This window comes from Phenylobacterium sp. LH3H17 (assembly GCF_024298925.1).
In the GTDB taxonomy this organism is placed as follows: Bacteria; Pseudomonadota; Alphaproteobacteria; order Caulobacterales; family Caulobacteraceae; genus Phenylobacterium.
In genome coordinates this window covers 3,792,677-3,806,480 of record NZ_CP101283.1, presented here as the reverse complement: position 1 = coordinate 3,806,480, position 13,804 = coordinate 3,792,677, and the positions used below count along the sequence as shown (strand labels likewise).

14 protein-coding genes are annotated in these 13,804 nt (G+C 69.3%); 9 read left to right on the top strand and 5 right to left on the bottom strand.

Going from position 1 to position 13,804, the window contains the following annotated elements; translation table 11 throughout:
• Positions 1–29: 29 nt before the first annotated feature.
• Positions 30–1,478 carry a bifunctional diguanylate cyclase/phosphodiesterase gene (locus M9M90_RS18800; protein WP_254834766.1) on the bottom strand — a complete coding sequence of 483 codons (1,449 nt, stop codon included), beginning with the start codon at positions 1,476–1,478 and terminating at the stop codon, positions 30–32.
• Between the two features lie 56 nt (positions 1,479–1,534).
• Positions 1,535–2,797, bottom strand: a complete 1,263-nt coding sequence (locus M9M90_RS18795; protein WP_254834765.1) for a dicarboxylate/amino acid:cation symporter — start codon at positions 2,795–2,797, stop codon at positions 1,535–1,537.
• Between the two features lie 120 nt (positions 2,798–2,917).
• Between M9M90_RS18795 and M9M90_RS18790 the strand changes: the two genes are divergently transcribed.
• The 6 genes from M9M90_RS18790 to M9M90_RS18765 all read left to right on the top strand — a co-directional run bounded on the left by M9M90_RS18790 (position 2,918) and on the right by M9M90_RS18765 (position 10,685).
• Complete coding sequence (locus tag M9M90_RS18790) at positions 2,918–4,369, top strand: AMP nucleosidase (protein ID WP_254834764.1); 1,452 nt, start codon at positions 2,918–2,920, stop codon at positions 4,367–4,369.
• A 286-nt stretch (positions 4,370–4,655) separates the two neighbouring features.
• Complete coding sequence (locus tag M9M90_RS18785; RefSeq protein WP_254834763.1) at positions 4,656–5,435, top strand: tyrosine-protein phosphatase; 780 nt, start codon at positions 4,656–4,658, stop codon at positions 5,433–5,435.
• A 310-nt stretch (positions 5,436–5,745) separates the two neighbouring features.
• A complete protein-coding gene (locus tag M9M90_RS18780) occupies positions 5,746–6,918 on the top strand; it encodes an alanine--glyoxylate aminotransferase family protein (RefSeq protein ID WP_254834762.1) in 1,173 nt (390 codons plus the stop codon).
• A gap of 182 nt (positions 6,919–7,100) precedes the next feature.
• The gene (locus M9M90_RS18775; RefSeq protein WP_254834761.1) at positions 7,101–8,546 is read left to right on the top strand and encodes an MFS transporter; all 1,446 of its coding nucleotides are present in this window, start codon (positions 7,101–7,103) and stop codon (positions 8,544–8,546) included.
• A gap of 37 nt (positions 8,547–8,583) precedes the next feature.
• Positions 8,584–9,912, top strand: a complete 1,329-nt coding sequence (gene pabB, locus M9M90_RS18770; RefSeq protein WP_254834760.1) for an aminodeoxychorismate synthase, component I — start codon at positions 8,584–8,586, stop codon at positions 9,910–9,912.
• Positions 9,909–10,685, top strand: a complete 777-nt coding sequence (locus tag M9M90_RS18765; protein ID WP_254834759.1) for an aminotransferase class IV — start codon at positions 9,909–9,911, stop codon at positions 10,683–10,685. The genes pabB and M9M90_RS18765 overlap by 4 nt, the downstream gene beginning before the upstream one ends.
• On the opposite strand, the gene M9M90_RS18760 is transcribed toward M9M90_RS18765, so the two are convergent.
• From M9M90_RS18760 to M9M90_RS18750, 3 genes are read right to left on the bottom strand one after another with little or no spacing between them, the layout of a single operon-like run.
• Positions 10,682–11,203, bottom strand: coding sequence for a TadE/TadG family type IV pilus assembly protein (locus M9M90_RS18760; protein WP_254834758.1), 522 nt, complete (start codon positions 11,201–11,203; stop codon positions 10,682–10,684). The two genes, M9M90_RS18765 and M9M90_RS18760, sit on opposite strands and share 4 nt — an antisense overlap.
• On the bottom strand, positions 11,197–11,775 hold the full coding sequence (locus tag M9M90_RS18755) for a TadE/TadG family type IV pilus assembly protein (RefSeq protein ID WP_254834757.1): 579 nt from the start codon (positions 11,773–11,775) through the stop codon (positions 11,197–11,199). Before M9M90_RS18755 ends, M9M90_RS18760 begins: the two co-directional genes overlap by 7 nt.
• 56 nt (positions 11,776–11,831) lie before the next feature.
• Positions 11,832–12,239 carry a pilus assembly protein N-terminal domain-containing protein gene (locus M9M90_RS18750; RefSeq protein WP_254834756.1) on the bottom strand — a complete coding sequence of 136 codons (408 nt, stop codon included), beginning with the start codon at positions 12,237–12,239 and terminating at the stop codon, positions 11,832–11,834.
• A 310-nt stretch (positions 12,240–12,549) separates the two neighbouring features.
• On the opposite strand from M9M90_RS18750, the gene M9M90_RS18745 reads away from it, so the two are divergent.
• From M9M90_RS18745 to M9M90_RS18735, 3 genes are all read left to right on the top strand, one after another.
• On the top strand, positions 12,550–12,726 hold the full coding sequence (locus M9M90_RS18745) for a Flp family type IVb pilin (RefSeq protein WP_254834755.1): 177 nt from the start codon (positions 12,550–12,552) through the stop codon (positions 12,724–12,726).
• 106 nt (positions 12,727–12,832) lie between these two features.
• Positions 12,833–13,000, top strand: coding sequence for a Flp family type IVb pilin (locus M9M90_RS18740; protein WP_254834754.1), 168 nt, complete (start codon positions 12,833–12,835; stop codon positions 12,998–13,000).
• A 143-nt stretch (positions 13,001–13,143) separates the two neighbouring features.
• On the top strand, positions 13,144–13,665 hold the full coding sequence (locus tag M9M90_RS18735) for a prepilin peptidase (RefSeq protein WP_254834753.1): 522 nt from the start codon (positions 13,144–13,146) through the stop codon (positions 13,663–13,665).
• Positions 13,666–13,804 lie beyond the last annotated feature (139 nt).

The window sequence follows — 13,804 nt, the reverse complement described above, 5'->3', positions numbered from 1 at the left end:
CCCGATATGGGGATCTGCGGATTGGAGCGCTAGCGCCGCGCCCGCAGCGGGGTGGCCGGGGTCTCTTCGACCGGCGCGGCGCGGGGGCCGAGGTCGGCGGCCTGCTGGCGGATCAGGGCCTCGACCTGGTCGGCCGGCATGGGCCTGGCGAACAGGAAGCCCTGCATGCGGTCGCAGCCGGCGGCGCGCAGGAACAGGGCCTGGGCCTCGTCCTCCACGCCCTCGGCGACGATGCGGGCGTCCAGCGACTTGGCGGCGCCCAGCATGGCGCGGACCAGCTTGGAGACCCGGGGATCGCGGCCCACGTCGCCGATCAGCGACTGGTCCAGCTTCACCGTGTGGATGGGCAGCTGCAGCAGGGCGCGGAGGTTGGAATAGCCGGTGCCGAAGTCGTCCAGCGCGATGCGCACGCCCTTGGAGGCCAGGCGCTCGATGTGGCGCCGCGCCAGGCCCAGGTCCTGGACCAGGAAGGTCTCGGTGATCTCGACGGTGAGCGCGGTGGCCGGCAGGTCGGTGGCCTTCAGCCGGCGCAGCAGGGCGCGCGAGAAGGCCGGGTCCAGCAGCTCGCGCGGCGAGACGTTGCAGGAGATGGCGTCGATCAGGCCCTCGGCCACCCAGGGCGCGGCGGTGCGGCAGGCGCTGGCGAAGATGGCGGCGTCGAGGTCGGCGATCAGGCCCAGCTCCTCGGCCAGGGGCACGAAGACGCCGGGGGCCAGCAGGCCCTGCTCGGGGTGGTTCCAGCGGGCCAGGACCTCGACGGCGACGATGCGGCTGTCGGCGGCGTCGACCACCGGCTGGTACCAGGGGACGATCTCGCCGGCCGGGATGGCGCGGCGCAGCTCCGCCTCCAGGCTGTGGCGGGCCTCGCCGGCCTTGCGCAGGTCGGTGTCGAAGGCCGACCAGCGCCGGCCCCCGGCGCTCTTGGCGCGGTAGAGGGCCATGTCGGCGTAGCGCTGCAGGTCGACGGCGTCGGTGGCGTCGTCGGGATAGACCGCCACCCCCACCGAGGCGCCGGGCGAGACCACCCGGCCATAGATGGTGTGGCCCTGGCCGAGCAGCTGGGTCAGGGCCGCGGCCCTGCGGGCCACCTGGTCGCCCGAGGCGATCACCGCGAACTCGTCGCCGCCCAGGCGGCAGACCAGGTCGCCGGGCTTGGCCTCGGTCTTCAGGCGCCGGCCGATCTCGTTCAGCAGCTGGTCGCCGGCGTGGTGGCCGAGGCTGTCATTGAGGTGCTTGAAGCGGTCCAGGTCGATGACGAACAGGGCCAGGCGCTCGCCCGACGCTTGCGCGGCCTCCAGCCGGTCGATCAGGGCCGCGGTGAAGGCGCCTCGGTTCAGCAGGCCCGTCAGCCCGTCGGTGCGGGCCAGGTGCATGGTGAGCGCGCGCTCGGCTTCCAGCTCGTCGACGCGGGCGGCCAGGGCCTCGGAGATGCGGGCCACCTCCTCGCGCGCCATGCTTTCGGCCGCGTCGTCCCCCATGGCCCTGCAACCCCCTGCCGAAGGGCGGATGATCCCATGGCGGGCTGAGTCGACCGTTAACGCGGGACGGGAACGGGCTCGGCGCCCGAGGCGTCGGGGTCCTCGATCTGGTTCTCCCACTTGGCGACCACGGCGCTGGCGACCGAATTACCCAGGACGTTGGTGGCCGAGCGGCCCATGTCCAGCAGGTGGTCGACGCCGAGGATCAGCAGCAGGCCGGCCTCGGGAAGGTCGAAATAGGTGAGGGTGGCGGCAATGACCACCAGCGAGGCGCGGGGCACGCCGGCCATGCCCTTGGAGGTCACCATCAGCAGCAGCAGCATGGTGATCTGCTGGCCGATGGAGAGGTCGATGCCGTAGGCCTGGGCGATGAACATCACCGCGAAGGTGCAGTACATCATCGAGCCGTCGAGGTTGAACGAGTAGCCCAGCGGCAGGACGAAGCTGGCGATCCGACGCGAGATGCCGAACTTCTGCAGCTCCTCCAGGGTCCTGGGATAGGCGGCCTCCGACGAGGCCGTGGCGAAGGCCAGCAGGGCCGGGCTGCGGATCGCCGCCAGCAGCTTCGTCGCGCGGGCTCCCACCACCAGCAGCATCGCCGCGATCAGCAATCCCCAGAGCACGCCCAGCGACGCATAGAATCCAAGGACGAATTTCGCATAGTCTGCTAGAACACTAAGTCCCTGCGTAGCAATTGTCGCAGCAAGTGCGGCGAATATTGCCAGTGGCGCCGTCTTCATGACGTATCCGGTCACCTTCAGCATGATGTTGGCGATCTGATCGACCAGGACGACCACGGCCGGCGCCCTGTCGTCGAGCGATGCGACGGCGGTGCCGACGAAGATCGAGAACACCACGATCTGCAGGATCTCGTTGTTGGCCATGGCCTCGACGATGGATTTCGGCACCAGGTGGGTGACGAACTCCCTCAGGGTGAGCTTGGTGGCGTCCACCGTGCCCGCGGCGCCCGCCGCCTCGTCGATCAGGTCCATGCCGACGCCGGGCGCGATCAGGTGGACCATCACCAGGCCGATGGTGAGCGAGACCAGCGAGGCGCTGATGAACCAGGCCATGGTCTTGACGCCGACCCGGCCGATGCTGGCGGCGTCCTCCATGTGGGCGATGCCGGCCACCAGGGTCGCGAACACCAGGGGCGCGATGATCATCTTGATCAGGCGCAGGAAGACGTCGGTGATGATGGTCAGGTTGCCGGCGACCTCCTTGGCCTGCTCCGGACTCAGGCCCTGGTTCACCCCCCAGCCGACGGCGACGCCGAGCACCATGCCCGCCACGATGAAGGCGGTGAAAAGACGATTCATGAGGACTCCCCGGCGTTCGCGCCGGCCTTTGTCGCCGAGAATGGGGCCGTTCGTCCATAGCGCTGCGAAATGGAGGCAGGGACGTCTCGCAACCTTCACCGGAGCGGTCTAAACTGCCCCATGTCCATCGAGAAAGAAGCAGCCGCCATCGTCGAGCGGCTGGACGCCGAATACCGCGCCACCGTCGAAGCCCTCCGGGCCGCCCTGAAGATCTTCCTGGCCGGCGGACCGCCGCCGGATCCCGCCGCCCGCGCCCGCGGCGCCTTCGCCTATCCCGAGCTGCGCCTGACCTGGCCCCCCGGCGAGGTCTATCCGCGCCTGGGCCGCGCCTATGCCCGGCTGTCGCAGCCCGGCGACTATGCGGTGACGGTCACCCGCCCCGACCTCTATCGCGACTACCTGATCGAGCAGATCAGCCTGCTGATGACCGACTTCAACGTCACCATCGAGGTCGCCCGCTCCCGGCAGGAGATGCCCTTCCCCTATGTGCTGGACGGGGCGGTCGACATCGCCATGGCCGACATCGGCTCGGCCGACATCGCCCGGCACTTCCCGACCACGGAACTGGCCCATATCGGCGACGAGATCGCCGACGGCATGTGGAACGCCAGCCTGGAGCCGGCCCGGCCGCTGGCCCTGTTCGACGGCCTGCGCACCGACTTCTCGCTGGCGCGGTTGACGCACTACATGGGCACCCCGGCCGAGCACGTGCAGCAGTATGTGCTGTTCACCAACTACCACCGCTATGTGGACGAGTTCGTGCGCTGGGGCTGCTCGCAGCTCAAGACCGGCGGTCCCTACACCGCGCTCTCGGCCTCGGGCCAGGTGATGGTCACCGCCGAGACCGAGAACCCCGAACAGGCCATCGCCGACGGCCCCTGGCGGCGCCACCAGATGCCGGCCTACCACCTGATGGCGGAGGGGCGCACGGGCATCACCCTGGTCAATATCGGGGTCGGGCCCTCCAACGCCAAGACGGTCACCGACCACCTGGCGGTGATGCGGCCCCAGGCCTGGATCATGATCGGGCACTGCGGCGGGCTGCGCGGCTCCCAGACCATCGGCGACTATGTCCTGGCCCACGCCTATCTGCGCGACGACCACGTGCTGGACGACGTCCTGCCGCCGGAGATCCCGATCCCGCCCATCGCCGAGGTGCAGGTGGCGCTGGGCCGCGCCGCCGAGATGATCACCGGCGAGTCCGGCGAGATGCTGAAGCGCCGGCTGCGCACCGGCACGGTGGTCACCACCGACGACCGCAACTGGGAGCTCCGCTTCTCGTCCAGCTCCCTGCGCTTCAACCAGTCCCGCGCGGTGGCCATCGACATGGAGAGCGCCACCATCGCCGCCCAGGGCTACCGGTTCCGGGTGCCCTACGGGACGCTTCTCTGCGTCTCCGACAAGCCCCTGCACGGCGAGATCAAGCTGCCCGGCCAGGCCAACGCCTTCTATGAGCGCGCCATCGGCCAGCACCTGCAGATCGGCATCGCAACCATGGACCTGCTGCGCAAGGAAGGCCCCCGGCTCCACTCGCGCAAGCTGCGCAGCTTCGACGAGCCGCCGTTCCGCTAGGCGAAGGAACGGCGTTCTCCCTTCGGCGTTTCAGAACGCCGATAGAAGGAAGCTCGCCGTGAATCGCATCATCTATATTGTTGGCCTCGTGGTCGTCGTGCTCGCCGTCCTGTGGTTCTTCGGCTTCCGATAGGACCACCCGAGTAGCCCGTCGGTGCGCGCCGTTCGAGGCGTGTCGCCGATGGGCAGCGCGGCCCACGACGTTGTTGTGTCGACGAGGCCGCTCCAGATCAAAACACGAACGAGCCCCTCGCAATTCGCCCACCGTTTCGCTAAATCCACCTGCATGACGGCCAAGCACATCGAATTCGAAGGCATCGAGAACTTCCGCGACTTCGGGGGGTACGCCACCGCCTGCGGCCGGGGGCTGAAAGCTGGGCGGCTGTTCCGATCCGCCAACCACGCCTACGCCACCGACGAGGACCTGGCCAAGCTGCGCGACCTGGGCGTCACGCTGATCGTCGACCTGCGTCGGCGGCGCGAGCGCGAGCGCGAGGTGTCGCGCCGCTGGGACGGGTTCTCCGGCACGGTGATCGAGAACGACATCGACGGCACCTATGCCGACTGGCAGGAGGCCATGGCCCAGGCCGACAGCATCGACGCCGACTGGTTCTACAATGACAGCCTGGCCTATTACCGCCGCGCGCCGCACGAGCCGCGCCACGTGGACCTGTACGCGCGCTACTTCCAGGCCCTGGCGGAGACCGACGGCGCGCTGGTCGTCCACTGCGCGGCGGGCAAGGACCGCACGGGGCTGATCTGCGCCTTCACCCACCACATCGCCGGCGTCCATCGCGACGATACCCTGGCCGACTACCTCGCCACCAATGACGAGGCGCGGATGGCTCGGAAGACCAACTTCCTGGGGCCGTGGATCAAGGACCTCACCGGGCACAGCGTGGATGACGCGGGGTTGCGCCGGGCGGTCAGCGTCGACGAGGCCTATCTGGCCGAGGCGCTGGCGGTGATCGACAAGAACCACGGCTCGGTGGACCGTTACCTGGAAGAGGTGCTGGGGGTCGACGCCGAGCTGCGCGCCAAGATCGAGGCGCGGATCCTGGGTTAGGCTCGGCTCCAGGCCCTCTCGTTCTGGGGAGGGGACGGAAGCCTGCAAGCAAGAGTCAAAGTCCCCCTCAGTCAGCTTCGCTGACAGCTCCCCCAGGAGGGGAGCAACTAGGCTGTGACCAGTTCCTCCCCGAGCGCGCAGCGCGGATTGGGGGAGGTGGCGCGTCGCCCTCTTTGGCGACGTGACGGAGGGGGTTGAAGCCATCCGGCTGACAGCTGGCCCAGAGGGGGAGCATCCATGTATGGGCCTTCGCGGGCTGACAGGGGCCTCGCCATCGCCTAATCGTCCCCGCAACGAGAAGGGGACCACCATGCAGAGCTTCCAGCCGCCGCGGCGCATCCTGATGGGCCCGGGCCCCTCCGACGTCAGTCCCCGCGTGCTGGCGGCGCTCGGCCGTCCGACCATCGGTCACCTGGACCCGGCGTTCCAGGAGCTGATGGAGGAGATCAAGGGCGCCCTGTCGCGGCTGTTCAATGCGCCCGGCTATGCCTGCGTGCCGCTGCCGGCGCCCGGGACGGCGGGGATGGAAGCGGCGATCATGAACCTGCTCGAGCCGGGCGACCGGGCGGTGATCGCCGTCAACGGCGCCTTCGGCGGCCGCATGGTCGACATGGCCGACCGGGCCGGGGCCGAGGTGGTCAAGGTCGAGTTCGAGTGGGGCAAGCCGGTGGATCCGGCGGCGGTGGAAGAGGCCCTGAAGGCGGCGGGGAAGGTCAAGGTCCTGGCCTTTGTCCACGCCGAGACCTCCACCGGGGCGCGGTCCGACGCGGCGACCCTCTGCGCCCTGGCGCGCAAGTACGGCGCGCTCTCCATCGTCGACTGCGTGACCTCGCTGGGCGGGATCGTGGTGGACGCCGCGGCCTGGGACGCCGACGTGATCTATTCGGGGACCCAGAAGTGCCTGTCGGCGCCTCCGGGGCTGTCGCCGATCTGCCTGTCGCCGCGGGCCCAGGCGGCGATCGCGGCGCGGACCACCAAGGTCCGCAACTGGCTCTGCGATTTCAATCTGCTGATGAGCTACTGGGGCGGGGAGGGCGGCCGGACCTATCACCACACCGCCCCGATCAACGCGCTCTACGGCCTGCACGAGAGCCTGGTGGCGCTGTTCGAGGAGGGCCAGCAGGCGGTGCTGGTGCGCCATGCCCGGACCCATGAGGCGCTGGCCGCGGGGATCGAGGCGGCTGGGCTGAAGTACCTGGTGGATGAGCCGCACCGGCTGCCGCAGCTCAATGCGGTGATCGTGCCGGACGGCGTCGATGAGGCGGCGGTGCGGGCCTATGTCCTGGCGAAATGGGACCTGGAGCTGGGGGCCGGCCTGGGTCCGCTCAAGGGCAAGGTCTGGCGCATCGGGCTGATGGGCGCCTCGGCGACGCCGTGGCACGTGCGGCTGTGCCTGACGGCGCTTTGCGAGGCGCTCCAGGCCCAGGGCTTCGCCGCCGACGCCAAGGCGGCCCTGGCGGCGGCGGACAATAAGCTGGGCTGATCTTTTCACCGCTCATCCCGGCGAAGGCCGGGACCCAGGTGAACCTGCCAAGCGCTCCGGATGAATCTGGGTCCCGGCCTTCGCCGGGATGAGCGGTGGTGGTCGTGGTCAGTTTGTGACTCCCCATCGCCCTGCGAATGCGTACCTTGGCTTCGAAGGCCGACCGCGGCCGAGGAGACGCCATGCCCACCGTCGTCGAAGCCAGCGGGCCCGGGTCCATCGCCGACATTCCGATCGAGGCCGAGCTGATGGGGGACGGCAAGCTGTCGCGGGGGGCGGCGGCCTGGGCGGTCTTCGAGGGCGCGCGCATCCCCTATGTGATCCTCATCACCATCTACATCTTCATGCCCTACGTGGCGGCCGTCATGGTCGGCGACCCGGTGCGGGGCCAGGAGATCATCTCGCGGTGGAGCCAGTATTCCGGCTGGTTCATCATGGCCACGGCGCCGTTCCTGGGCGCGTCGATCGACAAGCTGGGGCGGCGCAAGACCTGGCTGGCCCTTATCACCGTCCTCATGATCCCGATGATGTGGGCGCTGTGGTGGGCCAAGCCCGACGGGTCGGGGATCTCGGTGATCACCGTCATGATCCTGACCACCCTGGTGGGGGTGCTCTATACCTACTCCGAGGTGCTCCATAACTCGCTGCTGGTGCGGGCGGCGGGGATCTCGGCGGCGCACAAGGCGTCCGGCCTGGCGCTGGCGCTCGGCAACGCCTTCGCCCTGCTGACACTCGGTTTCACGGCCTGGGCCTTCGCCCTGCCGGGGAGCGGCCTGCCCTTCGTGCCGGAGAAGCCGCTGTTCGGCCTCGAGCCGCTGCTGCATGAGCCGGAGCGCATCGTCGGGCCCATGGCGGCGATCACCTTCGCCATCGGGGCGATCCCGCTCTTCCTGTTCACCCCCGACGCCAAGCCGACCGGCGTCCCGGTCCTGCGCGCCCTGGGACAAGGGGCCGTCGACCTCTGGCGGATGGTCTCGGGGATGAAGCACTACAAGGACGCGGCGATCTTCCTGATCAGCCGGATGTTCTATGTCGACGGCATGACCGCCATCCTGATCTATGGCGGCATCTACGCCAGCGGGGTGATGGGTTGGGGCGCGCTGGAGATGCTGATGTACGGCATCATCCTGACCGTGCTGGCGGTGCTGGGCGGCTTCGTCGGGCGCTGGCTGGACGCGGGGCTCGGGCCGCGCCGGGCGGTGCAGGTGGAGATCTTCATGTCGCTGATCGGCACCATCGCCATCATCGGCATGGGCCCCGAGCAGATCCTCTATTTCTGGGCCCATGACCCGGCCGCCCACGCGCCGATGTGGAACGGGCCGTTCTTCCGCAGCCTGCCGGAGTGGATCTACCTGCTGATCGGCTTCTCCAACGCCATCTTCATCACCGCCCACTACGCCTCGAGCCGCACCCTGCTGGTGCGGCTGACGCCGCCGGAGCAGACTGGGGCCTTCTTCGGGGTCTATGCCCTGTCGGGCACGGCGACGATCTGGCTGGGCTCGTTCCTGGTCAATCTGGGCACCAATATCTTCCACAGCCAGCAGGGCGGCTTCGCCATGATCATCATCCTGCTGGCGATCGGATTCGTCGGCCTGCTGTTCGTGCGCGGAGGCGATCGCCGCATCTGACTTCCCCTCACGCCGCCTGAAGGCTAAGGCGCGGACCATGCAGTGCGTGGCCCAGCTCCGGACCTCCTGGCGCGATCCGCTCGAGGCGCTCTCGGCCTTCGCCGGGGAGCCCTGGGCGATCGGCTTCGTGTCCGGCGGCGGGGGACCGCGGGGCCGCTGGTCCTATGTGGCCCGCGCGCCCGAGGCGACCTTCGTGAGCGCTCCCGGCCAGGACCCCTTCGCGGCGCTGGGCGATCTGCTGGGGCCGGCAGGCCCGAGCCTCGCCGACGGACCGCCGTTCCAGGGCGGAGTGGCGGGCCTGGCCTGCTACGAGCTGGGCGACGTGGTCGAGCCGCTGGGGCTGAGCCGGACCGGATGGCCCGACCTGGCCGCCGCCCGCTATCTCGCCGTGCTGGCCTTCGACCATGAGCGCGGCGAGGTGGCGGCGGTGGGCCGCGGGGCCGACGCGGCGGCGGCGGAGGATGAGGCCGCACGCGCCCTGGCCTGGCTGGATCTTCCGCCCGCCGCGCCGGCCGCCGGCGCCCTTGTCCGGGGGCTCGGCGCCTCGGACCCGGACGACTATGAGGCCGCCGTGGCCGAGGTGGTGGCCCGCATCCATGCGGGGGAGATCTTCCAGGCCAATATCGCTCGCCGCTGGTCCGGGCGGCTGGCGGCGGGCGCCGCGCCCTTCGACCTGTTCGCGCGACTGGCGGGGCAGAGCGCCGCGCCGTTCGCGGCCTATCTGCGGCTGCCGGGCCTGGCGGTGGTCTCCAACTCTCCCGAGCGGTTCCTGCAGGCGCGGGGCGGCGTGGTCGAGACGCGGCCGATCAAGGGCACCCGGCCGCGCGGCCGCTGCCCCGACGAGGACGCGAGCCTGGCCCGGCAGCTCAGCGCCAGCGACAAGGATCGGGCCGAGAACCTGATGATCGTCGATCTGATGCGCAACGATCTGGCGCGGGTCTGCGTCCCCGGCAGCGTGCGGGTCCCGGAGCTGTTCGCCGTGGAGAGCTTCGCCAATGTCCATCACCTGGTCTCGACGGTGACCGGGCGGCTGGCGGCGGGGCAGGGCGCGGTCGACCTGCTGCGCGCGGCCTTCCCGCCGGGCTCGATCACCGGGGCGCCAAAGGTCCAGGCCATGAAGGTGATCGCCGGGCTGGAGACCCCGCGCGGCCCCTATTGCGGCTCGCTGTTCTGGGCGGGTTTCGACGGGGCGCTGGATTCCAGCGTGCTGATCCGCACCGCCGGCTTCGTGCAGGACGCCGAGGGCTGGAGCGTCGAGGCCCGGGCGGGGGCTGGGATCGTCGCCGACTCCGATCCCCGCGCCGAACGCCTGGAGACCGAGGCCAAGATCTCCGCCCTGCTTGCCGCCCTGGAGGGGAGCGCATGATCCCGGCTGACGCCATTCCAGCCGATGACAGGGGGCTGCTGCTGGGCGATGGCCTGTTCGAAACCCTGCTGGCGATGAATGGGGCGCTGAGGGACCTCGAGGCCCATCTCGACCGGATGTCCGCCGGCTGCGCCACTCTGGGCCTGCCCGCGCTCGACCGCGCGGAGGCCGAGCGGCTGATGCGTCAAGCCCTCGCCGGGGTGGACGCTCCGCGCGCGGCGGTGCGGCTGACCCTGACGGCGGGCTCGGGCGGCCGGGGACTGGACCGGCCTAGCGAGACTGTCCCGCGCCTGTTCGCCACCGCCGCGCCCTCGGCGGTTCCGGACGGTCCGGCCCGGCTGACCCTGAGCGCGGTGCGGCGCAATGAGGGTTCGCCGGCCTCGCGCCTGAAGACCCTGGCCTATCTCGACAACGTCCTGGCCCGCCAGGAGGCCCGCGCCCGCGGCGCCGACGAGGCGGTGATGCTCAACAACCGCGGCGAGGTCGCCTGCGCGGCGGCCGCGAACCTGTTCTGGGTGCGGGAAGGGCGGCTGTTCACGCCTGCGCTCGCCTGCGGCGTGCTGGCCGGCGTCGTGCGGAGCCGGGTGATCGCCGTCGCGGCCGAGCTGGGTGTCGGGGTCGTGGAGACCGCGGCCGGTCCTTGCGAACTCGACGCCGCCGAGGCGGTGTTCCTCACCAACAGCCTGACGGGATTGCGAGAGGTCGCGGGGTTGGACGCCGTCGCCTACGGGCCGAGCCGGCTCGCCGAGCGCCTGGCGCGCGCGCTCGCCTAGTTGGGGCGAAGCACCGCCACGTAGCCGCGCGGCCGGATGTACATGGTGTGGGACATCTGGATGGGCTCGGGCATCATCTGCTGGAGCGGTGAATTGTAGGTGTAGTTGGTGTCGACCCGGATCACCCCGCTGCCCGGCACGACCCATGGCGTCGGGACCGAGGTGAGCGTGCCCGACAAGCCGGTCATCGATCCCTTGGCCTGGGACCAGACCACGGTCTGTTGGCTGTTGGCCTCGATCCGGATGCTGGTGACGCGGATGCTGAGCGTGTCGGTCGGCAGCGGCCGGAAAATGGCGCTGGCGATCAGAAAGATGTCCTCGACTTCCTCGGTCGAGGTCTGGCCGGCCTGGGCGACGATGTCGCCCACGGCCGTGGCCACGTGGCCGGCGCGCCGGTTGGCCAGCATGCCTTGGCTGGACTCCACCAGGGCGTAGTAGAACAGGATCGCGACCGGCGCGATGAAGGCGAACTCGACGGCGGCCGAGCCACGCCGGTTGCGGATCAGACGTCTCAGCATTGTGCGCCTACCGGGTCCTGGTTCGGGTCATAGGGCTCGTTGCGGAAGGCCGAGGCGGATACGATCAGTCGCTTGCCGCCGCCCATGTTCTCGAGCGCGGGGGTCAGAACCGGGGTGATCAGGTCCCACTGGTAGTAGACCCGCATCAGCACGATGTCCTGGGGGCCGCCCACCGACCAGCAGCGGTTGCCCTCCGGATCGAAGGTGGCCGGGGCCGCCGACAGCGAGGCGCCGGCGGCGGCGTAGTTGGTGAAGGTTTGGGACTCGACGAGGATCCGGCTGGTGCAGCTGCCCTGGAGCCACGTCATGTTGCGGCAGACCAAGGCCTTGAAGTCGTCCTTGCTGACCGCGCCGGCGCTCTGGAACTCGCCGGTGCGGACATTGCGCGAGGCGAACTCAACGGCGGTGTCGAGGGTGGCGGAGATCAGCAGCACCATGCCGATCTCGACCACGCCGAACAGCAGGGCCATGAAGGGGATGGCGATGATCGCGAATTCCACGGCGGTCGAGCCGCGCTTTTCGCGCGCCAGCCGCCTGAGGGCCGCGAAGGATTTGCTGACAAGGCGCGACATGACGTCCCCAGGTCTCCGAACCGGGGCAGTCTAGCGAAGTCTGGCTAACCGGAGGTTTAAGGGGAGGGCGGAGCCGCCGCTTTTGCCTTGCCGTCCTCGGGCGGCTCTTTTTCGCAGGCCCCGGCGCAGGCGTAGCTGTCGACCTGGCCGCCGCGAATGACCGAGACCCGGCCGCTGCTCGGACCCGAGACCACGACCTGTCGCTCAAGCACCGTGCGGCCCAGGGCGTCGATGACCAGCAGGTTGGTGACGCCATAGCCCTTGCCCAGGACCACCACGCTGCGTCCGTCGATGACATTGACGTTGGCGATGTTGGGATTGCCGATCATCACATCGCGCGCCCCGGCGGGCAGCAGGAGGCGGGCGCTCTGGTGGATCGGCACCGAGAGGCTCGGGGCATCGGCCTGCGAAGAGGTCGCCAGAAGCGCCAGGCCGGCGGTCAGGCTGAGCAGAAGACGTCGCATGGGATCGCTGTCCGAAAAAAAATCGCAGGCCGAGGCTGGGCGCGAATGGTCAAGAAAGACTGAATTTCCGCCCCTACGTGCGCGCGCGAGAATCATTAAGTCAAAACGCCGATTCCGGCCCGTTTTGGACCTCATGGTTAACGCTTGATAACAGTAAACACAAGTAAACCATAGAAAGTTCTCTGCGAATACTCCGATGTTTACTCGCAATTAAGCGCGGTGAGCCAAATTGTCCCTGCGTTTCGGGGCGAGCAGGCCAATCGGGCTTGATCCCTCACCAATCTGCTCGCAGCAACAAAGGAGATCGAGCATGTCTAAGTTTGTCACCCGCTTCCTGAAGGACGAATCCGGCGCCACGGCCATCGAGTATGGTCTGATCGCCGCCCTCATCGCCGTGGTGCTCGTGAGCGCCATGGGCATGGTCTCCGGCTCGCTGGACACCCTGCTGAAGGGCATCAGCGGCGACCTGGACGCCGCCGCCGCCTAAGGCGGTCTAGGCACCAAACACGCGCCGCGGCGGCGAAAGCCGCCGCGGTTGCGTTTTGGCCTAGGGGCTCCCCTGAGCCAACCTCGATCCCGCCGTGGAGTGCGTCATGGCCTTCCTTCATCGGTTCATCAAAGACCAGTCGGGCTCGAACGCCGTGGAATACGGCATAATCGCCGCCTTGATCACCGTGACCTTGATCGGCGGCATGATGGCCATCAGCGCCAGCCTCACCGACGTCTTCGGCCAGGTGATCGGTGCGATGCCGCAGGACTGAAGCCAGGCGAAACGGACGGCGAAACCTCGCCCTTCCCACCCGCAGCCGCGTCGCGAAAGCGCCGCGGCTTTTTGCATTTCAACGCTCCGTTCATCCGATTGGCGGACTCTGCGGGCTGTCCTTCGCCGCCCGGGTTCCTCGCGATGCCGCCGATCGTCCAAGCCGTCCTGCTGCTCGTCTTCCCGGCCCTGGTCATCGTGGGCGCCCTGCGGGACATCACAAGCTACACCATCCCCAACTGGATCTCGGGCGGGCTGATCCTCGCCTTCGTCCCGGCCGCCCTGGCGCTGGGCCTGCCGCTGGAGACCATCGGCCTGCAGTTCGCCGTCGGCGCCGCGGCCCTGGTCGCCGCCATGGCCATGTTCGCCCTGGGCTGGATCGGCGGCGGCGACGCCAAGCTGTTCGCGGCCGCGGCGCTCTGGATGGGTTGGCCGGCCGCCGCCAGCTTCATCTTCGTCACCGGTCTCGGCGGCGGCCTCCTGGCCCTGGGCCTGCTCGGCCTGCGCTCGCAGAGGGTGCGGGGCCTGGCGTCCATCGGGCCGGCCTGGCTCGGACGCCTGGCGACGCCGGGCGAGAGCGTGCCGTACGGCGTGGCCATCGCCGTGGGCGCCCTGGTCGCCTTTCCGGAGACCGCCCTGCTGAAGTCGTTCCCAGGTCTGGGATGAGTTACGGCCCTTAGCCCAACGTTAACCATGGCGGGCCAATAGACGTGTAGCCGGCAGAAGGTCGGACATTCGAATCGCGAGCCTGGGCGAAACGCCGGGGCCGCGTCGGTCGCCCGCCTTGCGGGAGTTTCGGGTAGTC

What these genes read in the sequence shown, in the direction of transcription:
- M9M90_RS18800 (WP_254834766.1), bottom strand. Translation starts at nt 1,478, where the DNA reads ATGGGGGACGACGCGGCCGAAAGCATGGCGCGCGAGGAGGTGGCCCGC.
- M9M90_RS18795 (WP_254834765.1), bottom strand. Translation starts at nt 2,797, where the DNA reads ATGAATCGTCTTTTCACCGCCTTCATCGTGGCGGGCATGGTGCTCGGC.
- M9M90_RS18790 (WP_254834764.1), top strand. Translation starts at nt 2,918, where the DNA reads ATGTCCATCGAGAAAGAAGCAGCCGCCATCGTCGAGCGGCTGGACGCC.
- M9M90_RS18785 (WP_254834763.1), top strand. Translation starts at nt 4,656, where the DNA reads ATGACGGCCAAGCACATCGAATTCGAAGGCATCGAGAACTTCCGCGAC.
- M9M90_RS18780 (WP_254834762.1), top strand. Translation starts at nt 5,746, where the DNA reads ATGCAGAGCTTCCAGCCGCCGCGGCGCATCCTGATGGGCCCGGGCCCC.
- M9M90_RS18775 (WP_254834761.1), top strand. Translation starts at nt 7,101, where the DNA reads ATGCCCACCGTCGTCGAAGCCAGCGGGCCCGGGTCCATCGCCGACATT.
- pabB (WP_254834760.1), top strand. Translation starts at nt 8,584, where the DNA reads ATGCAGTGCGTGGCCCAGCTCCGGACCTCCTGGCGCGATCCGCTCGAG.
- M9M90_RS18765 (WP_254834759.1), top strand. Translation starts at nt 9,909, where the DNA reads ATGATCCCGGCTGACGCCATTCCAGCCGATGACAGGGGGCTGCTGCTG.
- M9M90_RS18760 (WP_254834758.1), bottom strand. Translation starts at nt 11,203, where the DNA reads ATGCTGAGACGTCTGATCCGCAACCGGCGTGGCTCGGCCGCCGTCGAG.
- M9M90_RS18755 (WP_254834757.1), bottom strand. Translation starts at nt 11,775, where the DNA reads ATGTCGCGCCTTGTCAGCAAATCCTTCGCGGCCCTCAGGCGGCTGGCG.
- M9M90_RS18750 (WP_254834756.1), bottom strand. Translation starts at nt 12,239, where the DNA reads ATGCGACGTCTTCTGCTCAGCCTGACCGCCGGCCTGGCGCTTCTGGCG.
- M9M90_RS18745 (WP_254834755.1), top strand. Translation starts at nt 12,550, where the DNA reads ATGTCTAAGTTTGTCACCCGCTTCCTGAAGGACGAATCCGGCGCCACG.
- M9M90_RS18740 (WP_254834754.1), top strand. Translation starts at nt 12,833, where the DNA reads ATGGCCTTCCTTCATCGGTTCATCAAAGACCAGTCGGGCTCGAACGCC.
- M9M90_RS18735 (WP_254834753.1), top strand. Translation starts at nt 13,144, where the DNA reads ATGCCGCCGATCGTCCAAGCCGTCCTGCTGCTCGTCTTCCCGGCCCTG.